The sequence below is a fragment of the Streptomyces sp. S.PNR 29 genome, assembly GCF_030386795.1.
Taxonomy (GTDB): Bacteria; Actinomycetota; Actinomycetes; order Streptomycetales; family Streptomycetaceae; genus Streptomyces.
This window is the reverse complement of record NZ_JANUQM010000001.1, coordinates 751,295-771,197: the sequence shown is the minus strand read 5'-3', so window position 1 is coordinate 771,197 and position 19,903 is coordinate 751,295. Positions and strand designations below refer to the sequence as shown.

The window sequence follows — 19,903 nt, the reverse complement described above, 5'->3', positions numbered from 1 at the left end:
TGTCACACCGCCCCGGCACAATGTCCCGTATGGCCTCCATGACCTCGCCCGCCCTGACCGTCGGTTTCGACCTGGACATGACCCTGATCGACTCACGCCCCGGCATCCACGCGTGCTACACGGCACTGGCCGAGCGGACGGGCACGTACATCGACGCCGACCTGGCGATCACGCGGCTCGGGCCGCCGCTGGAGGAGGAGCTGGCCAACTGGTTCCCGGCGGAGCAGGTGGCGGCCATTGCGGACATGTACCGCGCGATGTACCCCACGATCGCCATCGCCGCCACACCCGCGCTGCCCGGCGCCCGCGAGGCGATCACGGCGGTACGGGCGTCCGGCGGGCGGGCGGTCGTCGTCACCGCCAAGTACGAGCCGAACGCCAAGCTGCACCTGGAGTACCTCGGCATCGAGCCGGACGCGGTGATCGGCGACCTGTGGGCGGAACAGAAGGCCGAGGCGCTGCGCGAACACGGCGCGCACGTGTACGTCGGCGACCACCTCGGCGACATACGCGGCGCGCGCAGGGCCGACGCCTACTCCGTCGCCGTGGCCACCGGCCCGTACGCCGCCGAGGAACTGCGCGCGGCGGGCGCGGACGCCGTCCTCACCGATCTGACGGCGTTTCCGGAATGGCTCGCGGCCTACCGGGAGGCGCCCGAGGCGCCGCGCGCCTGACGCCGGCCCGCCGCGACCGATCGGAGTACTCCCGCACCGGCCATCAGGAATCCGACGGCCATGAGCATGCTCAATCCGAACATGTATGTGGGAAAGGGCGTCGTCCCGAGGAACAGCGGGGCGACCGTGACCAGGGTGGCCACGGCACCGATGAAGAACACGATCGCACCGGCGCGGATCAGTCGGTCACCGGGCGCGGCGGAATTCGTTTGGGTTTTGTCACGCACCGGACCAGGGTAGTTCCCAGCGCGAAGGAACAACCGGGCGACGTCTTGTCACCGGCCTGAAGACCATTAGCCTTGGTACCGGCGGGTCCCGACGGCCCGCCCGAGTGCTATCAAGAGCCGTTTCCGAAGCAGTTTTCCGACGAGTACGAGGACGAGGACAGACGTGCCTACCGGCAAGGTCAAGTGGTTCAACAGCGAGAAGGGCTTCGGCTTTCTCTCCCGCGACGACGGCGGTGACGTCTTCGTCCATTCCTCGGTCCTCCCCGCCGGAGTCGAGACACTCAAGCCGGGACAGCGAGTGGAGTTCGGTGTCGTCGCCGGACAGCGCGGCGACCAGGCGCTGTCCCTGACGATTCTGGACCCGACCCCCTCGGTGGCGGCCGCGACCCGCAAGAAGCCGGACGAGCTCGCCTCCATCGTCCAGGATCTGACGACGCTCCTGGAGAACATCACGCCGATGCTGGAGCGGGGCCGCTACCCCGAGAAGACCGCCGGCAAGAAGATCGCGGGCCTGCTGCGCGCGGTCGCCGACCAGTTGGACGTGTAGACCGCTTACGGGAATCGCAGCGCGTTCGGGCCGAGGGGCGGCACCAGCCCCTCGGCCGCGGCGCGCGTCAGCAGGCCCCGTACGGCCGCGTAGCCGTCCTCGCCCAGGTCGGCGGTGAATTCGTTGACGTACAGCCCGATGTGCTGGTCGGCGACGGCCGGGTCCATTTCCTGGGCGTGTTCCATGACGTACGGGCGGGACGCCTCCGGGTCGTCCCAGGCCGCCCGTACGGACGTGCGGATCGAGTCGGCGAGCAGCCGCAGCGTGTCCGCGCCCAGGGACCGCCTGGCGATGATGGCGCCCAGCGGGATCGGCAGACCGGTGGTGTGCTCCCAGTGCTCGCCCATGTCGGCGAGCTTGTGCAGCCCGTAGTTCCGATAGGTGAAGCGCGCCTCGTGGATGACGAGCCCCGCGTCGACCTTCCCGTCCCGCACGGCGGGCATGATCTCGTGGAACGGCATGACCACGATCTCGCCGACCCCGCCCGGGACCGTGTCCGCCGCCCACAGCCTGAACAGCAGATACGCCGTCGACTTCTCGCTCGGCACGGCGACCGTACGGCCCGTCAGGTCGACGCCGGCCTCACGGGTGAGGACGAGCGGCCCGCAGCCCCGCCCCAGCGCGCCCCCGCAGGGCAGCAGGGCGTACTCGCCGAGGACGTACGGCAGCACGGCGTACGACACCTTCAGCACGTCGAACTCGCCGCGCTCGGCCATGCCGTTGGTGATGTCGATGTCCGCGAAGGTCACGTCGAGCGCGGGCGCGCCCGGCACCCGGCCGTGGGCCAGGGCGTCGAAGACGAAGGTGTCGTTCGGGCAGGGGGAGTAGGCGATCTGCAACGGCTCAGCGGTCATGGCGGTCATGTGGGTTCCAACTCGTGAGGACGGGCGCGAGCTTCCCGAAGGCCGCCGCCAGGGCCGTCAGGGCGTCGCCGATGCGCCAGGCGGCGCGGTCGCGCGGGCCGACGGCGTTGGAGACCGCGCGCAGCTCCAGCACGGGCACGCCGTGCGCGGCGGCGGCCTCGGCGACGCCGAAGCCCTCCATGGCCTCGGCGAGGGCGCGGGGGTGCCGGGCGCGCAGCTCGGCGGCACGTTCGGCGGTCCCGGTGACGGTCGAGACGGTGAGGACGGTGCCGGGGAGCGCTCCAGTGGCCTGTGTGACCTGTCGTACGAGGTCCGCGGGAGGGCGGTGGGTGACGGTGCCGAAGCCGAGGTCGGTGACCGGCAGGAACCCGTCGGCCGTCTCGGCGCCCAGGTCGGCCGCGGTGATCTCGTCGGCGACGACGAGCGAGGCGAGCGGGGCCTCGGGCGGGAAACCGCCGGCGATCCCGGCGGAGACGACCAGGCCGTAGGGGGCGCCGTCCAGGCCGGCCACGGTCAGGGCCGAGGCGGTGGAGGCGGCGGCGAGGGCCGGACCGACGCCGGCCGCGAGGAGGTCGACGCCGGTGTCAGGGACCCGGTGAAGCGTCACCCCGGGCAGGGCGACCTCCCGGACCGGCTCCGGGAACGCCCCGGCCACCGCGTCCCGCTCGACGGGAACCGCGGTGGCCACGAGAACGCGTGAGGACACCACCGAAGGCGCTGTCAGGAGTCCTTCTTCAGCTTGAAGGACCACAGGCCCGTGACGTCCTTCTCGCCCTCCTTGATCGACACCAGCGTCGAGTTGCCGCTGGCGCCGTACTGGGCGTTGAAGAACACGCTGCCCGGGACCGTGCGGTAGGTCTTGGTGCTGGAGTCCGTCAGCGGCTGGCCGTTCATCAGGATCGTCCAGCCCTCGTCGGCGATCTCCGGGTCGACACCGAACCGCACGGTCTCGTCCGGGTCGACGTCGATGGTCTTGATGTCCTGGTCCTTCAGGCACTGGGTGAGGTCCGCGCTCTGCAGGGCCTTGCCCTCGCCGCCGCAGGTGGCCTCGGAGCTCACCGAGGAGCGGCCGACGGTGATCGTGGACATCGCGGTCGGCTTGTCACACGCCGACAGGACGAGCAGTCCGGCGGAAACGGCGCCGGCGGCGGCGACGGCGCGGCGGCGTCGCACAACGGATTGCAACGTGTTCATAAGGCGAAGGCTATAGGGCTCAGCCGGACGCCCCCCTACGCGGGGTGCGGCGTGGACGGCGCGCTACGCCACCCGCGGCCGCGTGGCACCCCCGCGGCGGGCCGACGAGAGCAGACTCCGCGAGGTGGCCAGCCAGCCCGTCGCGATGATCCCGGCGCCCACCGACAGGCCGAGGGTGCCGTTCAGGGGCAGCACGATGCCGACCGCCCCGCCGAGCACCCACGACATCTGCAGCAGCGTCTCCGACCGCGCGAACGCCGACGTACGGACCAGTTCGGGCACGTCCCGCTGGATCAGCGCGTCCAGCGACAGCTTGGCCAGCGCCTGCGCGAACCCGGCGATCGCGGCCAGGCACGCCACCAGCACCGTGCCGAAGAACACGGCGGCCAGGATCGCCGCGCCCAGCACACACCCGAGGACCGTCACGATGATGATCTCCGGCGCGCGGGACCGCAGCCACGCCCCCACCGCCGTACCGAGCGCGTTGCCCGCGCCGGCCGCGCCGGCCACCATGCCGAGCGAGACGGCCGCGGTCTGCCCCGTCATCGGGTGCTCGCGCAGCAGGAACGCCAGGAAGAAGATCAGGAACCCGGTCAGGCAGCGGATGGCGGCGTTGGCGGCGAGGGCGTGCGTGACGGCCGCACCGACCGTGCGCAGGCCGGGCCGCTTGACCGGCCTGCGGTGCGGCCCGTGCAGATGCTGCTCGTCGGCGGCGAGCAGCGCCGTGTCCTCGCCCTTGGCCGAGTCGACCTTCGGCGGCAGCTGGAAGGACAGGAACGTTCCCGCCACGAAGATCATGAAGGCGCCGTACAGCGGCCAGCGCGGCCCGATCTGCTGCAGCCCCGCCCCGATGGGAGCCGCGACGCCGGTCGCGAGCAGCCCGCCGAGCGTGACCCGCGAGTTCGCCTTCACCAGGGAGAACCGGGGCGGGAGCAGACGCGGGACGACCGCGCTTCGGACCACCCCGTACGCCTTCGACGCGACGAGCACGCCGAGGGCGGCCGGATACATCTCGATGCTGCCGGTGATGACCGCGCCGGACAGGACCAGGGCCAGCAGTGCCCTGGCGAGCATCGCGCAGGCCATCGCCGCGCGGCGGCCGTGCGGGACGCGGTCGAGGAGCGGGCCGATCACCGGGGCGAGGAGCGTGAACGGCGCCATGGTGATGGCGAGGTACAGCGCGACCCGGCCGCGGGCCTCGTCGGTCGGGACGGAGAAGAAGACGGTGGAGGCGAGGGCGACGGTGATCATGACGTCGCCGGCGCCGTTCACTCCATGGAGTTCGATCAGCTTGCCGAGGCCGGACTCGCCGGCGCCGTGCGCGTGCGTCGCCCGGCGGATTCCGCGGGCCGTTGTGGTCACCGGCAGGTGCAGGGCACGGCCGACCGCGCGGAACGGGCCGCGCGCCCGGTCCGTTCCGGTGCGTCGGCTGCTCCCCTTGACCCCTTTCGCTCCGCCGACCCCGGCGGCACCTTGGGGCGTCCTCGCGGCTGCCACGACGTTCAATATGCCCCGAGAACGGTGTTCGTAGTGCGTTTACGGCGCGGATGGCGGTGTGCGGTGCGGCCGGCCGCACGCGGGGGTGTGCGGGGAAACAACGCCGGGAAGCAGCGATCATGTCCCGTCGGTGTAGGCCGAGCGCCGCTGAACAGGTAGCGTGCGTAGCGCGCCGCGGCGAACGTTCTCGGCCGCGCGCCTTACGGGCATGCCGCAGAATGGATGACGTAGGTGCGCCCGAGCGCGAGCGGGCGCGGACGTCGACGCGGCCCACCGGTCCGCTCCGTCCGCCGCCCCCACCGCCGGCAGTGGCGCACTTGTGAGACGGCGTATGGAGAGAAGCGATACCTGTGAGCGCAGCGACAACGCGAAGCCGCACCCCTGACCGTCTGTGCGCCGAGGCCGTCGACCTCGCCCGCGCCGCAGCCGAGGAGGCGGCCGCGCCCGGTGTGGTCGGCGAGCATGTGGGGCTGGTCTCCGAAGGGGACCGTGTTGTCACGCACTTCTTCGAGTGCAAGGAGCTCGGGTATCGCGGCTGGCGCTGGGCCGTGACGGTGGCCCGTGCGTCCCGCGCCAAGATCGTCACGGTGGACGAGGCGGTCCTCCTTCCCGGCCCCGATGCGCTGCTCGCCCCCGAGTGGGTCCCGTGGAGCGAACGGCTCCGCCCCGGCGACATGGGCCCGGGCGACCTGCTGCCCACCGACGCGGAGGATCTCCGGCTGGAGCCGGGGTACGCCGGCGAGGACGAGCCGCTGCCCAGCTCCGCCGTGTCGCACGAGATGGCCGACCTGGTGGAGGCGGAGGACGCGGAGGTCACGGCCGGGACGCCGGCGAACCTCCCGGCCGTCCCGTCCCGCGGCACCATCGCGGCGGTCGCGGAGGAACTGGGCATGCGGCGGGCCCGCGTTCTGTCCCGCTACGGCCTCCATATCGCCGCCGACCGCTGGGAGGAGGCGTTCGGCGCGAAGACGCCGATGGCCCAGGCGGCGCCCGCGGCATGTGTGAGCTGCGGGTTCCTGGTGCGTATCGGGGGTTCGCTCGGGCAGGCCTTCGGGGTGTGCGCGAACGAGTTCTCCCCGGCCGACGGCCGGGTGGTGTCCCTGGCCTACGGCTGCGGGGGCCACTCCGAGGCGGCCGTCATGCCCAAGCCGCCGCAGCCGGCTCCGCCGGTGATCGACGAGACGAGGGTGGATCCGTTCCCGCTGCGGCCGGCCCGGGATTCGGGATCCGTGCCGGATGTCTCCGACGGCGAGACGGACGAACTGGGCCACTCGTAGCGACGTCCGGTCGCCGACGGCGGCCGACGGCTGCGTCGAGGTCGCCGCGCCCTCCGTCACGTACGGGTCGGGAGCCGACCGGGGACGGGCGCCGCGTCCTCGCTCGTCAGGCGGTACCTTCGTCCTCACGTCGACGAGGAGTTGGAACGTGAGCAGCAAGTTCGTGCGGCCTGCCGCCGAAGGGGCCGACCCGTTCGGTACCGCCCGCCTGCGGCGCGGCGTGCTGGACGCCTGGGCCACCAGCCCCGCCCGGTTCCGTGAGGACGCCAACGCCGAGGAGGACCTGGTCCTCGGGGGCTACCGGGACCGGCTCGTCGTCGAGCTCGCGCAGAACGCCGCCGACGCCGCGGCCCGCGCGGGCGTGCCCGGCCGGCTGCGTCTCACCCTCCGCGACGGCGTCCTCGTCGCCGCCAACACCGGCGCCCCGCTGGACGCGGCCGGCGTGGAGTCGCTGTCCACGCTTCGTGCCTCCGCCAAGCGGGACACCCCGTCAGTGGGCCGTTTCGGCGTCGGTTTCGCCGCCGTCCTCGCCGTCACCGACGAGCCCGCCGTCATCGGCCGCCACGGCGGCGTCCGCTGGTCCCTCGCCGAGGCGCGCCTGCTCGCGACCGAGACCGCCCGGCACAGCCCCGGGCTGGGCGACGAGATCCGCCGGCGCGACGGCCACGTCCCCCTGCTGCGCCTGCCCTTCGCCGCCGAGGGCACCGCCCCCGACCCGTACGACACGGTCGTCATCCTGCCCCTGCGCGACACGCCCGCCGCCGACCTCGCCGAACGCCTCCTGCACGCCGTCGACGACGCTCTGCTCCTCGCCCTGCCCGGCCTGGAGGAGGTCGTCGTCGAGACCGGCCAGGAGACACGGACCCTGCGCCGACGTGCCGAGGGCGCCCTCACCGTCGTGGAGGACTCGCGTGAGGGCACGACCCGGTGGCGTACCGCCTCCGCGCACGGGCCGGTCGCGCCGGAGCTGCTCGCCGACCGGCCGGTGGAGGAGCGCCTGCGCCCGCACTGGTCGGTCACCTGGGCCGTGCCCGTCGACGCCGCCGACGGCACTCCCGCCCGCCCCCGCACGAGCCCCGTCGTCCATGCCCCCACCCCGAGCGACGAGCCCCTCGGCGTCCCCGCCCTGCTCATCGCCTCCTTCCCCCTCGACAGCACCCGCCGGCACGCCGCCCCCGGTGCGCTGACCGACTTCCTCGTCGAGCGCGCGGCGGACGCGTACGCCGAACTCCTCGCCGACTGGCGGCCGGTGACCACGGGCGTCATCGACCTCGTACCCGGCCCGCTCGGCAAGGGCGAGCTGGACGGGGCCCTGCGGCAGGCGATCCTCGAACGGCTGCCGCGGACCTCCTTCCTGCCGCCCGCGGTGGAGGCCGAGGAACCCGACTCCGAGCTGCCGGAGTCCCTGCGGCCGCGTGATGCCGAGGTGGTGGAGGGCGCGGGCGCCGACACCGTACGGGTCCTCGCGGACGTCCTGCCGACCCTCCTGCCCGCCGGGCTGGAACGGCGCGTGGAACTGCGTACCCTCGGCGTCGCCCGCGTTCCGCTCACCGACGCGATCGATCGCCTGGCCGGGCTGGAGAGGGACCCCGGCTGGTGGTGGCGGCTGTACGACAGCCTCGCCGGGGTCGACCCGGACCGGCTGTCCGGGCTGCCGGTGCCGCTGGCCGACCGGCGGACGACGATCGGGCCCCGGCAGGTCCTGCTCCCCGGCACCGACACTGCCCGCATCGACCCGGAGGTGCTCGCCCGGCTCGGCCTCAAGGTCGCCCACCCGGACGCCGCCCACCCGCTGCTGGAGAAGCTGGGCGCCCTCCCGGCCACGCCCCGGGCCGTGCTCACCACCCCGCAGGTGCGGGCCGCCGTCGCCGCCTCGCTCGACGAGGAGGGCGGGGTGTCCTGGGAGGAGGACGCCCTGGACGCCGAGGAGCTGGCCGACACCGTGCTCGCCCTCGTCCGCGACGCGGGCCTGGAGCCCGGGGACGAGCCCTGGCTCGGTGCCCTCGCCCTCACCGACGAGGACGGCGAGCTGTCCCCCGCCGGTGAGCTGGTCTTCCCCGGCGGCCCCTTCGCTCAGGTCATGCGCGAGGGCGAACTCGCCGCCGTGGACGCCGAGCTGGCGGACAAGTGGGGCGAGGAGCCGCTGGCCGCCTGCGGTGTGCTGGTGAACTTCGCCCTCGTCCGCGCCACCGACGTCGTCCTCGACCCGGACGAGCTGGAGCCCCGGGAAGGGGACTTCCCGGAACCCGACGACCCCGGTCTGCTGGACGCGGTCGACGTGTGGTCGGAGGACGTCCTCGACCGCTTCCCCGACTCGCCCGTCCCCCCGGTCGCCACCGAGATCGTCGCCGTACGCGACCTCGACCTCGTCGACGACGACAAGTGGCCGCAGGCCCTCGCCCTGCTTGCCCAGCCGCCCCTGCGGGACGCCCTCACCCAGCCGGTGCGGATCCTGCTCCACGACGGCACCCACGAGGTCGTACGGCCGTACACCGCCTGGTGGCTGCGCGGCCACCCGGTGCTCGCCGGCCGCCGCCCGGCGGGCCTGCGGGCGGCCGGCGGCGACCCGCTCCTCAGAGGCCTGTACGACGAGGCCGACGCCACCGGCTTCGACGACGAGCAGGTGCTGCGGGCGCTGGGCGTACGGACGTCGGTGGCCGCGCTGCTCGACGAGCCGGGCGGCGCGGCCGAGCTGCTGGACCGCCTCGCCGACCCCGAGCGGGAGGTGACCCCGGCCCAGCTGCACGCCCTCTACGGCGCGCTGGCCGAGCTGGACCCGGAGCAGGTGACCCTGCCGGACGAGCTGCGTGCCGTCATCGACGGCCGGGTGGAGGTCGTGGACGCGGCCGACGCCGTGGTGTGCGACTCGCCGGACCTGCTGCCCTTCACGTCCGGTGTCCCGCTGCTCCCCGTCCGCCCGACCCGGGCCGCCGAGCTGGCCGAGCTGTTCCAGGTGCGGCGGCTGAGCGAGTCCGTGACGGGAGAGGTCGACTCCGAGGGGACCGAGCACGGCGTACCGGAGCCGGTGCGGGTGCTGCTGGGCCCGCGGACCCCGGCCTCGTACGTCGAGCACGAGGAACTCGTCGTCGACGGCGTGGAGATCGACTGGCGGCTGACCGACGACGGTGTACTGCACGCGGCCACCCTTGAGGGCGTGGCCGCGGGACTGGCCTGGGCGGCCGGTCAGTGGCCCCGGCGGTTCGAGGTGGCGGCGCTGCTGGAGGATCCGTCGCGGACGGAGGAGCTGGCGCGGGACCGCTGGTTCGACTGACCGGCCGGGGCACGCGTCACCGGTCCGATACGCAGGTCTCCGTCAGCTGCCGTTGCCAGGCGAGCAGGTTCAGGAAGTACTCCGCGCCGGCGCCGGTCCACCGGGCGGCCGTGCGCAGCACCGCGGTGGTGGCGCGCAGCCGCTCCAGTGCGTCGTCCCGTCGTCGCACGACCTCCTCCGGCGCCCCGGGGTCCGACGACCAGCGGTGCAGACCGGCGGCCATACGGGCCAGGACGTGGGCCGCGTGCAGCGTCCCGGAGACGGGCCTCGGATCCGGCCGCAACGCGTGGCTCACCAGGTCGTCCCCGTTGTCGACGAAGCTGCCGAACGCGTTGCGCAGATACAGCGAGTGGTGGCCGGTCTCGTGCAGCAGCATCTCGAAGGCCGCGGGGACGGTCCGCAGGTGGTCGACGCCGGCGAACACGGCGCCGTAGTTCCGCTGAAGCGTCGCGGAGCGGAAGGCGCCGCCGCCGACGTAGACGACGGCCCGTACCAGGAGACCGAGTTCGACGGCGGCCTCCGGCCACACCCGGCGCAGCACACCGGCCGCCTCGTCGACCCGTGCGACGGCCTCGGACGCCGCGGTGGCGGTCATCTCGGGGGTGCCGACGCCCGCCGTGCGCAGCATGTCCTCCCGCAGGTCCGTCAGCGCCGCCCGGCACCACAGCGGATAGCCGGGCACACCGGTGACGTGCTCCAGCGGCGGAAGGCCCGGCCCGTCCGGCGCGAGGGAGGCACGGATGTCCGCCAGGCAGGCCTCGTCCACGGGCCGGCCCGCCCGGAGTTCGCCCGCGGCCCACACCGTCCTCGGGTGCGGGCCGGTGGCGGGGACCCGCTCGGGGGCCGTCACGTGCGGGGCGAGCCGCCGCAGCACGTCGCGGTGGTAGGCCCGGGCGAGGCGCGCGGTGCCCTTCGGGTCCGGTGCGACGGTGGTGATCTCGGCGTACACGTCGGCCTGTGTGTCGACTGTCATGGTGCGGTCTCCCCCCTGGGTCGGGTCAGGGCTGCGCTGGTCAGAACTGCTCTTTGAGCGCGAGCCGGTCGGCGAGCGCTCCCGGCGCGGGCGCCGACGGGACCTGCCGGGCGCGCATCCGCCGGACGATCAGGGCGGCGACCTTCTCGTCGCTGAAGGTCCTCAGGTGTTCCAGCAGGCTGTCCCGTACGGTGTGCCACTCCTGACGGGACCGGCCGGCCATGACGTCGTCCAGGGCCGGCAGGCGGGTGCGCAGGGCCAGGAGCTCATCGGCGGCGAGGTCGAGGACGTCGTGCAGCAGACCGATCCACGCGTCCTCGGTGCCCTCCGAGAACGACAGGTGGACCGAGCCCTCGCCGTCGGTCCGCCCCTCGTGGTAGAAGCCCCGCGGCACGTACAGGCAGTCCCCGGGTTCGAGGCGGGTCTCCAGCACGACGGGGGTGTCGGGCACGTCGCCCGCCCGGCCCCGGACGACGGGCAGGGTCTGGCGCGGTGCGCGCACGCACCAGGTCTTGGCGCCCGCGAGCTGCCGGATGAAGACGCCGGACAGGTCGTAGTGCGGGGCGGCTCCCCTGGCGCCGGGCGGGGTGAGGAACGCCGTCGGTGAGACGGGGTAGCCGGTCTCGTCCGCGAGCGCCTCGCAGAAGGCGGCGACCTCGGGGCAGTACAGGGCGAGGGACTGCAGGACGAGGGTGGCGCCCGCGTCGATCTGCGCCAGGACGTGGTGGGGGTCGGCCAGTCCGGACAGCTGCCGGTGCTCACCGACCGCGCCGCCCCGCGCGGCACCGGCGGGACGCGGTCGTACGTCCAGTTCGCCGCCGTCGCGCAGCAGCCGCACGTACGGTGTCCGCAGGCCGCGGTGGAAGAGCAGGTCCTGCGCGTGACCGGTGGTGAAGACGTCGTCCAACGGGCCGAGCCCGCGGCTCACATGGGGGGTGCGGTCCCGGATCTCCGGCAGCCGGGCCGGATCGTCGAGGAGTCTGTCCAGCGCCATCGTCAATTTCCCTTCGCACGACCAGTCGGTGAACGGCCACCTCCCCGGCGCACGGCCCGCGCTACCGGGCCAGTGGGGCGCCGTCGGGTTCCTCCTGCGGGCCGGGCGCCGCGTCCTGGTGGAAGTCGCGCACGCCGGGGACGAGCAGCACGAGGGCCGCGGAGACGACCTGCACGACCGCCGCGACCAGCAGCACCGGCGTACGTCCCACCAGGTCGGCGACGGGCCCCGCGACCATCAGCCCCAGCGGCAGCAGCCCCAGGCTGACCAGCCAGTCGACCGAGGTGACCCGGCCCATCAGCTCGGCGGGGAACTGGCGTTGCAGCGCCGTCTCCCACAGCACGTTGAACGGCATCATCGCCACACCGGCGACGGCGTAGCCGGCGATGACCCACCCCAGTGACACGGGGCTGAGCAGCACGATCGGTACGGCGACGAACAGCGCGTTGAAGCAGACGGCCACCAGTCCCGGGCGGCGCGGCCGCAGCCGCCCGACGAGCAGGGTGCCGAGGAGTCCGCTGAGGCTGAAGACCGCGAGGACGGTGCCGTACGCGGACTCGCTGTCGAACTCCTCGCTGGTGACGATCGGCAGGAGCACCATGTGCGGCGCGACGACCAGCAGCGTCTGTACGGCCGTCATGGCCAGGACGGCCGTCGTCCAGCGCGTGGCGCGCACCGCCGACAGCCCGGCCCGGACCTCGCTGAGCATGGACGTGCGGGGCGCCGCCGTGCGGGCGGGCTCGCGGACCAGCAGGACGCACAGCAGGCTGACCGCGAAGCTCGCCGCGTTGACCGCGAAGGCGGTCCTGGTGCCGGCCAGGGCGACCACGACACCGCCCAGCGCCGGTCCGAGGACGGCGGCCGTGCTCTCCGTCGCGCCGCGCAACGCGTTGGCGGCGACGAGGCGTTCGGCCGGTACGACGCTGGGGACGAGACCGCCGTAGGCCGGCCGGAAGAACGCCTCGCCCGTGCCGAGCACGAACGTCAGCAGGGCGAGGCCGAGCGTCCCGGCCCCCGAGGGCACGGCCACCACCGCCACCAGGCACAGCATCCGCACGACATCGGCGGTGATCATCACCCGGCGCCGGGGCAGCCGGTCGGCCCAGACACCGCCGGCCAGGGCGAACACCACGACCGCCAGGATCCGTCCGGCCAGCACGAGGCCCACGTCACCCGCGTCGCCGCCGAGTTCGACCACGCGCAGGGAGACGGCCACGACGAAGAGCTGGTCACCGATGGAGCTGACCGCCTGTCCGGCCCACAGGTTGCGGAAGCCCGGGAGTCCGAGGACGCTCCCGGCGACCCGGGTGCGGAGCGCGTGCCGGAGACTCTGACTCACCCGGCCTCACCCGGCCTCACTCGGCCCCTTCGTCGGTCAGCTCGCCGTATCCGAAGCCGCAGCAGTCGCCGGTGATGTCCTCGTCGCGGGCGATTTCCGGGTGCGGTACGGAACTCGGGGTGAAGGTCGCCAGGTCGATCGGCTCCTCGTCGTCGTCCACGAAGATCTCGGCGCCGTCGGTGATCAGGTCGAGATGGACCTTTTCCTGATAGCCGATCTTGTCCTTGTCCTGGTTGTGCTGGCCGAACCCGATGTGCACTCCGACGCGGCGCTCGTTGATGTGGGAATTCGCGGGAATGAACGCGTCGATTCCCGAGTTGGTGCCGAATCCGAGTTCACCGACCCGCTTTCCGTACGGCTGCCGGAAGCACAGTCCCACGAGTTCCCGGATATCCGCGTCCTGGCATTCGAAGCCGACGGCCCGGCCGTCCGATATCTCGACCCGCAGCGGGTTCTCGCCGAGTCTGGTGTCGATACGGGTGATGACATTGCAGTTCAACGCGCCGTCCGCCACGAGTACGCCGTCGATACGGGCGGGAAAGGTGGCGATCTCGCCGGCCGGCAGAATGGTGAAACCGCCGGGGCGCCACACGCCGCGATTGCTGATCCAGTCGTACTCGTCGGAGTCGAGGCGTATGCGCAGGTCGGTTCCGCCGCGGCTGCGGACCCGGATGTCGTGGACGCCGAGCAGCCGGTCGAGGAGGGTCGCGTTGCGCGCGCTGAGCTCCGCCGGCGACAGGTTGAGCGCCTTCTCGAAGAACTCGGGCGAGGCGCTGATGACCCGTACGACCATGCACTTCTGCCCGCCGTAGCGCCGCAGCACCTCGGTGAACGGCCCGAAGTGCGACATCGTGTCCTTCTCCAGGGTGAAGAGCACGAGCCGCCCCGTCAGTTCGCCGGGGTCGGGCAGGACGGCGTTCAGACGGCCGGCGAGTTCGTAGTCGACCAGGGGGCGCATGGCGACCAGGGCGGGGACCACGCCCCGTTGCCGGAGGCCGACCGTGATGAGGGCCGCCGATTCCCGGCTGTCCGGGGTGTACGCGATGACACAGCGGTCGTTTTCGCCGATGTTCGTGTACTGCCGGAGAAGAGCGTCCACGCCCGTCATGATGGCGGGACTCGTCAACGAGGTGGTCACTGGTCGGGGCCTCTCGTCACGGCGGTCGGGCGATTTCGCGGAACAGTGCGGAACGAGGGTTCCGGCCCCGTCCGCGAACGCGACCGGAACCCTCGTTCCTGTCGCGTCAGGTGGCGATGAACCACGCCATCGCGGGACCCTTGTCGCCGCTCTCCACGGGGGCGAGGACGTCATCGGTCTCAGCGGCGCTGAGTTCCTGCAGGGTCGCCTCTACCAGGGCCTGGTACTCGGCATCGGGCATTTTGTGCTCCCTCCGGTAAGTGGAAAGGCCGCTGAAACGGTATCCGGCGGTCTTTGTACGCAGCAACGACGCACGAGTGAATGTCCGAATCCATTCCGAGGCGGTGGCGCCGCCCCCTGCTCCCGCTTTTCGGGAATTCCCCCCGGCAATAGCCCAAACCGGACGTCTGGCCGCCCGGGCCTACCCGTGTCCATGTCACATCAAACACATGACTCACATCGAGTGAAACTCGGCCACACCGGTTCCGATCATGACGAAAAACGCCCCCCGCGGGAGGCCGGGCCGCTCGTGCGGCACGGACGTGTGGAAGCATCCGCACAAATTTTTCACCAGCCGTACAACCATCCCCGCCCGTCGCGGATCTGATCACCTGAGTCAGCAGACTCCAAGCACACTTGGGCCCCGTTGAGAGCACGATCCGTTGGGGGGCGAGGACCAACGGGGCCCCTTCCACGTGGGGAAACACATGCGCATACGAGCCACCGTGGCCGCCGTCTCCGGTGCCCTGGCCCTGTCCGCCGTCGCCGTTCCGGCCGCGCAGGCGGACGGCAGCCTCGGCGACACCACGATCACCAAGGTCGTCGTCGACGGCGACAACAAGGTGTCCGTGGGCACGTCCACCGCGAAGACCATCAAGGTCAGCGTGACGGCCACCGACGACTCGGGCATCGCGGGCGCCGACGAGTTCTCGCTGGAGGGCCCCGACCTCGGTTTCTTCACGACCGGCAAGCCGACCTGCACGGCGATCAGCTCCACCACCTCCACCTGCACCGCCTCGGTGCTGGTGGACCCGAAGGTCGACTTCCTCAGCAACGCCAGCGCCGGCACCTGGTACGTCGACGCCTGGATCGACGCCAAGGACGAGGACTTCGTGTGGAAGGAGAAGGCCGGCTCCTTCAAGTTCCAGCGCGCCGCCCAGCTGACGGCCAACGCCTCGCCGGAGCCGGTGAAGAAGGGCAAGACCATCACGGTCACCGGCAAGCTGTCCCGCGCCAACTGGGAGTCCCTCAAGTACGCGGGCTACTCCGGCCAGTCGGTGAAGCTGCAGTACCGCAAGAAGGGCAGCGACACCTACACCACCGTGAAGACGATCACGTCGAACTCGACGGGCAACCTCAGCACCACCGTCACCGCGTCGGCCGACGGCTACTACCGCTACTCCTTCGCGGGCACGACGACCACCGCGGCGGTCAACGCCACCGGTGACTTCATCGACGTGCAGTAAGCAACCCGGCGGTTCCCACCGCCGTTCACCGGGCTCCGTGCCGTGCGGGGCCCGGTGTTTCACTCCGTCCTTTCCACTTGGGGGAAACACATGCGCATACGAGCCACCGTGGCCGCCGTCTCCGGTGCCCTGGCCCTGTCCGCCGTCGCCGTTCCGGCCGCGCAGGCGGACGAGCACAAGCCGAGCCTGGCCTCGCTGGTCCCGTCCACCTCGAAGGTGACGCCGTTCACCACCGCCGCTCCGGCGGACGAGTCCGAGGGTGACACCAAGATCACGAGCGTGACCGTCAACGGCGGCAAGAACATCGTCGTCGGCACCACCGCGAAGAAGTCGTTCACCGTCTCCGTGACGGCCACCGACCCCGAGGGCATCGCCGACGCCTTCCCCGTCCTGTGGCACGGTGCGGACGTCGACCACATCGACGGGGCGATCGAACCGACGACCATCGACGAGGACCAGGTCGGCACCTGCACCCACTCCAGCGCCACCACCGCGACCTGCAAGGTGACGCTCATCGCCGACCCGTACACCAACATCCTCGGCAACTTCCTGGCCGGCACCTGGAAGGTGTGGGTCGGCGCCGTCGGCAACGACGGCGACTACATCATCCGGGACGCCTACAAGACCACCAAGGTCCAGCGCAACTCCAAGCTGACCGTCAACGCGTCCCCGGAGCCGGTGAAGAAGGGCAAGACCATCACGGTCACCGGCAAGCTGTCCCGCGCCAACTGGGACACCCTGAAGTACGCCGGGTACTCCGGCCAGTCGGTGAAGCTGCAGTACCGCAAGAAGGGCAGCGACACCTACACCACGCTGAAGACCATCAAGTCCAACTCGACGGGCAACCTCAGCACCACCGTCACCGCGTCGGCCGACGGCTACTACCGCTACTCCTTCGCGGGCACCTCGACCACCCCGGCGGTCAACGCCACGGGTGACTTCGTCGACGTGCAGTAGGCGCACAGCGCACCGCCGGCTCCGGAGACCCCGGAGCCGGCGGTGATCTTCGTAACACGGGCGCCAAAGATTGTGTAAGCGCCGACAAAATCCGTATCTCCAGATACAACCCATCCCCGGTGTCGCGGATCAGACCACGTGAGTCAGTCAGACTCCTAGATCACTTCTCCACCTGGGGAACACATGCACATGCGAGCCACCGTGGCCGCCGTCTCCGGCGCCCTGGCCCTCTCCGCCCTCGTCGTTCCGGCCGCGCAGGCCGCCGACGCCCCGTCCGGCAAGGCCGCCTTCAGCGCCGCCACCGCCGACGGCACCGCGGGCACCGCCGCCACGCTCGACGTCACCTTCTCCGACATGAAGGTGAACAGCGGCAAGAACATCGTCGTCGGCACCACGAACGTGGTCAGCGTCCCGGTCACCTACACCCTGACGCACCCCGCCGACATGGACACCAGCTCCGACAACTTCGCCAGCGGCCCGCTCATCTACAAGGGCTCCTCGGTGGACACCGCCAGCAACGTGCTGATCAGCGACGACCCGGCCACCTGCACCGCCACCTCGTCGACCACCCTCAGCTGCAAGGGCGTCATCAACATCCGTCCCGCCGACGGCGACCTGGCGAGCTCCGAGGCCGGCACCTGGAACGCGGGCGGCCTCGCCGTCACCAGCAACGGTGACTCCAAGACCCAGGGCGGCCTCGGCACCACCCTGGTGCAGCGCTACTCCAAGCTCACCGTCAACGCCGGCCCCGAGCCCGTCGCCAAGGGCAAGACCATCACCTCGACCGGCAAGCTGTCCCGCGCCAACTGGGACGACAACCAGTACCACGGCTACACCAACCAGCCGGTCAAGCTGCAGTTCCGCAAGGCGGGCACCAGCACGTACACCACCGTCAAGACGGTCTACTCCGACTCGTACGGCAACGTGAAGGCCACCGCCACGGCCGCCTACGACGGCTACTGGCGCTTCAGCTTCGCGGGCACCTCGACGACCCCGGCGGTCAACGCCACGGGTGACTACGTCGACGTCCAGTAACCGCCGCTAGGCGGGAACGCGGCGGTCGACCCACCTCCACACGAGTTCCAGGGCGGCCGCCGCCACCGCCGCGATGCCCACCGCGATCCACGGCATCTGCATCCCGACCAGCTTCAGCGCGAAGAAGTCCTGCAGCCACGGGACCACCAGCACCAGCAGGAACGCCCCGCCCATCGCCGCGACCAGCGCGATCCGCCACCAGGTGTAGGGGCGCGCGATGATCGCCAGCACCCACATCGAGATGAGGAACAGGGTCAGCGTGGCGGCGCTGGTCTCCGCGTCCAGCGATCCCGGCCCGGTGTAGTGGTGCTGGGCGAGCAGATACGTCGCGAAGGTCGCCGCCGCGGCCACCACCCCGCCCGGGATCGCGTACCGCATGACCCGCCGGACGAAGTGGGGCCGAGCCCGTTCCCTGTTGGGCGCGAGGGCGAGGAAGAAGGCCGGGACGCCGATGGTCAGCGTGGACAGCAGGGTCAGGTGGCGGGGCAGGAAGGGGTACTCCACCTGCCAGCACACCACCAGCAGTGCCAGCAGCACCGAGTAGACCGTCTTCACCAGGAACAGGGTCGCGACCCGGGTGATGTTGCCGATGACCCGCCGTCCCTCCGCCACCACCGAGGGCAGCGTGGCGAAGCTGTTGTCCAGCAGCACGATCTGCGCGACCGCCCGCGTGGCCTCCGAACCGGAGCCCATCGCCACCCCGATGTCGGCGTCCTTCAGGGCCAGGACGTCGTTCACGCCGTCGCCGGTCATCGCGACCGTGTGCCCGCGCGCCTGCAGCGCGCCCACCATGTCCCGCTTCTGCTGCGGGGCGACCCGCCCGAACACCGTGGCCTCGTCGAGGGCCTTCCCCATGCCCTCCCGGTCGGTGGGCAGCCGGCGGGCGTCGACCGTGGTGCCGGCGATGCCCAGCTTGCCTGCCACCGCCCCGACCGACACCGCGTTGTCCCCGGAGATGACCTTGGCCTGGACGTTCTCCTCGGCGAAGTAGCGCAGGGTGTCGGCGGCGTCCGGCCGCAGCCGCTGCTCCAGGACGACCAGGGCGGCCGGCTCGACGCCCCCCGCGACCTCGGGGTCGTCGAGAGCGCGGTCACGGGAGGCCCGGGCGAGCAGCAGCACCCGCAGACCCTGTTCGTTGAGCCGCTCGGTCTCGCCGAGCGCGGGGTCGTCGTCGGGCAGCAGCACGTCGGGCGCGCCCAGCAGCCACGTACTGGACGCGCCGTCGCCCTCGCTGAAGGAGGCGCCGCTGTACTTGCGGGTGGAGGAGAAGGGGAGGGCCTCGGTGCAGTGCCAGCCGTCGACGTTGTCGGGGTAGGCCTCGATGATCGCCTTCAGGGAGGCGTTCGGGCGCGGGTCGGACTCGCCCAGGGCGCCGAGGACCTGGCGCACGTACGTCTCGTCGTGGCCGCCCAGGGCGCGCAGCCCGGCGACGTCCATGCCGCCCTCGGTGAGGGTGCCGGTCTTGTCGAGGCAGACGGTGTCCACGCGGGCCAGTCCCTCGATGGCGGGGAGCTCCTGGACCAGGCACTGCTTGCGGCCGAGCCGGATCACGCCGACGGCGAAGGCGACGGAGGTGAGGAGGACCAGCCCCTCCGGGACCATGGGGACGATCCCCCCGACCGTCCGCGCCACGGAGTCCTTGAAGGCGTGGTCCTTGACGAACAGCTGGCTGATGATCAGGCCCGTCGCGGTCGGGACCATCATCCACGTCACGTACTTGAGGATCGTGGAGATGCCGGAGCGCAGCTCGGAGTGGACCAGCGTGAACCGGGAGGCCTCCTCCGCGAGCTGGGCGGCGTACGCCTGGCGCCCCACCTTGACGGCCTGGTACGCGCCGCCGCCGGCGACCACGAAACTGCCGGACATGACCGGGTCTCCCGGCCGCTTCACGACGGGGTCGGCCTCACCGGTGAGCAGCGACTCGTCGATCTCCAGCCCGCCCGCCTCGACGCACACCCCGTCGACGACCACCTTGTCCCCGGGGCCGAACTCGATGACGTCGCCCAGCACGATCTCGGACGTACCGACCTCCGTCGCGGCCCCGTCCCGGCGCACGGTCGGCCGGACCTCGCCGATCAGCGCGAGGGAGTCGAGGGTCTTCTTCGCCCGCCACTCCTGGACGATGCCGATGCCGGTGTTGGCGAGGATCACGAAGCCGAACAGGCTGTCCTGGATCGGCGCGACGATCAGCATGATCAGCCAGAGCACGCCGATGATCGCGTTGAACCGGGTGAAGACGTTGGCGCGGACGATGTCGACGGTGGAGCGGCTGCTGCGCACCGGCACGTCGTTGACCTGCCCACGCGCGACCCGTTCGGCGACCTCCGCGGCGGTGAGCCCGGTTGCCGGCAGGGGGGCGGCGGCGGGGTGCACAGCGTCGACTTCGGCGTCCGCGTCGGTGTGCGTCATGCATTCGACGGTACGTGCGGATGTGGGGGTTCACCCGCCGAG

18 protein-coding genes are annotated in these 19,903 nt (G+C 71.9%); 7 read left to right on the top strand and 11 right to left on the bottom strand.

All coding sequences use genetic code 11. From position 1 onward, the window contains the following. The first annotated feature begins 20 nt into the window (after window positions 1–20). Complete coding sequence (locus NW895_RS03765) at window positions 21–674, top strand: HAD family hydrolase (protein ID WP_289933660.1); 654 nt, start codon at window positions 21–23, stop codon at window positions 672–674. Here NW895_RS03765 and NW895_RS03760 read toward each other — a convergent pair. Beyond that, complete coding sequence (locus NW895_RS03760; protein WP_289933659.1) at window positions 641–901, bottom strand: hypothetical protein; 261 nt, start codon at window positions 899–901, stop codon at window positions 641–643. The two genes, NW895_RS03765 and NW895_RS03760, sit on opposite strands and share 34 nt — an antisense overlap. 163 nt (window positions 902–1,064) lie before the next feature. Here NW895_RS03760 and NW895_RS03755 point away from each other — a divergent pair, with 163 nt between their 5' ends. Next, window positions 1,065–1,448: a cold-shock protein gene (locus tag NW895_RS03755; RefSeq protein WP_010035896.1), complete on the top strand. Its 384-nt coding sequence runs from the start codon at window positions 1,065–1,067 to the stop codon at window positions 1,446–1,448. A 5-nt stretch (window positions 1,449–1,453) separates the two neighbouring features. On the opposite strand, the gene NW895_RS03750 is transcribed toward NW895_RS03755, so the two are convergent. The 4 genes from NW895_RS03750 to NW895_RS03735 all read right to left on the bottom strand — a co-directional run bounded on the left by NW895_RS03750 (window position 1,454) and on the right by NW895_RS03735 (window position 5,002). Further along, entirely contained in the window at window positions 1,454–2,302 is an 849-nt protein-coding gene (locus tag NW895_RS03750) for a 1,4-dihydroxy-6-naphthoate synthase (protein ID WP_289933951.1), read from the bottom strand. Then, window positions 2,292–3,017, bottom strand: a complete 726-nt coding sequence (locus tag NW895_RS03745) for a futalosine hydrolase (RefSeq protein ID WP_289933656.1) — start codon at window positions 3,015–3,017, stop codon at window positions 2,292–2,294. Before NW895_RS03745 ends, NW895_RS03750 begins: the two co-directional genes overlap by 11 nt. Before the next feature lie 14 nt (window positions 3,018–3,031). Beyond that, a complete protein-coding gene (locus tag NW895_RS03740) occupies window positions 3,032–3,505 on the bottom strand; it encodes a DUF2771 domain-containing protein (RefSeq protein ID WP_289933654.1) in 474 nt (157 codons plus the stop codon). 63 nt (window positions 3,506–3,568) lie between these two features. Beyond that, window positions 3,569–5,002: an MFS transporter gene (locus NW895_RS03735; RefSeq protein ID WP_289933653.1), complete on the bottom strand. Its 1,434-nt coding sequence runs from the start codon at window positions 5,000–5,002 to the stop codon at window positions 3,569–3,571. Between the two features lie 350 nt (window positions 5,003–5,352). On the opposite strand from NW895_RS03735, the gene NW895_RS03730 reads away from it, so the two are divergent. Next, window positions 5,353–6,279 (top strand): DUF3027 domain-containing protein, encoded by a 927-nt coding sequence (locus NW895_RS03730; RefSeq protein WP_289933651.1) that lies wholly within the window; start codon window positions 5,353–5,355, stop codon window positions 6,277–6,279. A gap of 148 nt (window positions 6,280–6,427) precedes the next feature. After that, on the top strand, window positions 6,428–9,550 hold the full coding sequence (locus NW895_RS03725; protein ID WP_289933650.1) for a molecular chaperone Hsp90: 3,123 nt from the start codon (window positions 6,428–6,430) through the stop codon (window positions 9,548–9,550). A gap of 16 nt (window positions 9,551–9,566) precedes the next feature. On the opposite strand, the gene NW895_RS03720 is transcribed toward NW895_RS03725, so the two are convergent. The 5 genes from NW895_RS03720 to NW895_RS03700 all read right to left on the bottom strand — a co-directional run bounded on the left by NW895_RS03720 (window position 9,567) and on the right by NW895_RS03700 (window position 14,235). Then, window positions 9,567–10,523, bottom strand: a complete 957-nt coding sequence (locus NW895_RS03720) for an HEXXH motif-containing putative peptide modification protein (protein WP_289933649.1) — start codon at window positions 10,521–10,523, stop codon at window positions 9,567–9,569. Window positions 10,524–10,563: 40 nt separating this feature from the next. Next, the gene (locus NW895_RS03715; protein ID WP_289933648.1) at window positions 10,564–11,517 is read right to left on the bottom strand and encodes a cupin domain-containing protein; all 954 of its coding nucleotides are present in this window, start codon (window positions 11,515–11,517) and stop codon (window positions 10,564–10,566) included. Between the two features lie 61 nt (window positions 11,518–11,578). Then, window positions 11,579–12,856 carry an MFS transporter gene (locus tag NW895_RS03710; protein ID WP_289933647.1) on the bottom strand — a complete coding sequence of 426 codons (1,278 nt, stop codon included), beginning with the start codon at window positions 12,854–12,856 and terminating at the stop codon, window positions 11,579–11,581. 16 nt (window positions 12,857–12,872) lie between these two features. Continuing rightward, on the bottom strand, window positions 12,873–13,955 hold the full coding sequence (locus tag NW895_RS03705; protein ID WP_289933646.1) for a hypothetical protein: 1,083 nt from the start codon (window positions 13,953–13,955) through the stop codon (window positions 12,873–12,875). 145 nt (window positions 13,956–14,100) lie between these two features. Continuing rightward, complete coding sequence (locus NW895_RS03700; RefSeq protein WP_289933645.1) at window positions 14,101–14,235, bottom strand: hypothetical protein; 135 nt, start codon at window positions 14,233–14,235, stop codon at window positions 14,101–14,103. A gap of 466 nt (window positions 14,236–14,701) precedes the next feature. On the opposite strand from NW895_RS03700, the gene NW895_RS03695 reads away from it, so the two are divergent. The 3 genes from NW895_RS03695 to NW895_RS03685 all read left to right on the top strand — a co-directional run bounded on the left by NW895_RS03695 (window position 14,702) and on the right by NW895_RS03685 (window position 17,452). Continuing rightward, a complete protein-coding gene (locus tag NW895_RS03695) occupies window positions 14,702–15,460 on the top strand; it encodes a calcium-binding protein (RefSeq protein WP_289933643.1) in 759 nt (252 codons plus the stop codon). Window positions 15,461–15,550: 90 nt separating this feature from the next. Beyond that, window positions 15,551–16,417: a calcium-binding protein gene (locus NW895_RS03690; RefSeq protein ID WP_289933642.1), complete on the top strand. Its 867-nt coding sequence runs from the start codon at window positions 15,551–15,553 to the stop codon at window positions 16,415–16,417. A gap of 183 nt (window positions 16,418–16,600) precedes the next feature. Further along, entirely contained in the window at window positions 16,601–17,452 is an 852-nt protein-coding gene (locus tag NW895_RS03685; RefSeq protein WP_289933640.1) for a hypothetical protein, read from the top strand. A gap of 6 nt (window positions 17,453–17,458) precedes the next feature. Here the strand turns inward: NW895_RS03685 and NW895_RS03680 are convergent, their stop codons facing one another. Then, on the bottom strand, window positions 17,459–19,861 hold the full coding sequence (locus NW895_RS03680; protein WP_289933639.1) for an HAD-IC family P-type ATPase: 2,403 nt from the start codon (window positions 19,859–19,861) through the stop codon (window positions 17,459–17,461). Window positions 19,862–19,903 lie beyond the last annotated feature (42 nt).

What these genes read in the sequence shown, in the direction of transcription:
- NW895_RS03765 (WP_289933660.1), top strand. Translation starts at nt 21, where the DNA reads ATGTCCCGTATGGCCTCCATGACCTCGCCCGCCCTGACCGTCGGTTTC.
- NW895_RS03750 (WP_289933951.1), bottom strand. Translation starts at nt 2,302, where the DNA reads ATGACCGCTGAGCCGTTGCAGATCGCCTACTCCCCCTGCCCGAACGAC.
- NW895_RS03740 (WP_289933654.1), bottom strand. Translation starts at nt 3,505, where the DNA reads ATGAACACGTTGCAATCCGTTGTGCGACGCCGCCGCGCCGTCGCCGCC.
- NW895_RS03720 (WP_289933649.1), bottom strand. Translation starts at nt 10,523, where the DNA reads ATGACAGTCGACACACAGGCCGACGTGTACGCCGAGATCACCACCGTC.
- NW895_RS03715 (WP_289933648.1), bottom strand. Translation starts at nt 11,517, where the DNA reads ATGGCGCTGGACAGACTCCTCGACGATCCGGCCCGGCTGCCGGAGATC.
- NW895_RS03700 (WP_289933645.1), bottom strand. Translation starts at nt 14,235, where the DNA reads ATGCCCGATGCCGAGTACCAGGCCCTGGTAGAGGCGACCCTGCAGGAA.
- NW895_RS03695 (WP_289933643.1), top strand. Translation starts at nt 14,702, where the DNA reads ATGCGCATACGAGCCACCGTGGCCGCCGTCTCCGGTGCCCTGGCCCTG.
- NW895_RS03690 (WP_289933642.1), top strand. Translation starts at nt 15,551, where the DNA reads ATGCGCATACGAGCCACCGTGGCCGCCGTCTCCGGTGCCCTGGCCCTG.
- NW895_RS03685 (WP_289933640.1), top strand. Translation starts at nt 16,601, where the DNA reads ATGCACATGCGAGCCACCGTGGCCGCCGTCTCCGGCGCCCTGGCCCTC.
- NW895_RS03680 (WP_289933639.1), bottom strand. Translation starts at nt 19,861, where the DNA reads ATGACGCACACCGACGCGGACGCCGAAGTCGACGCTGTGCACCCCGCC.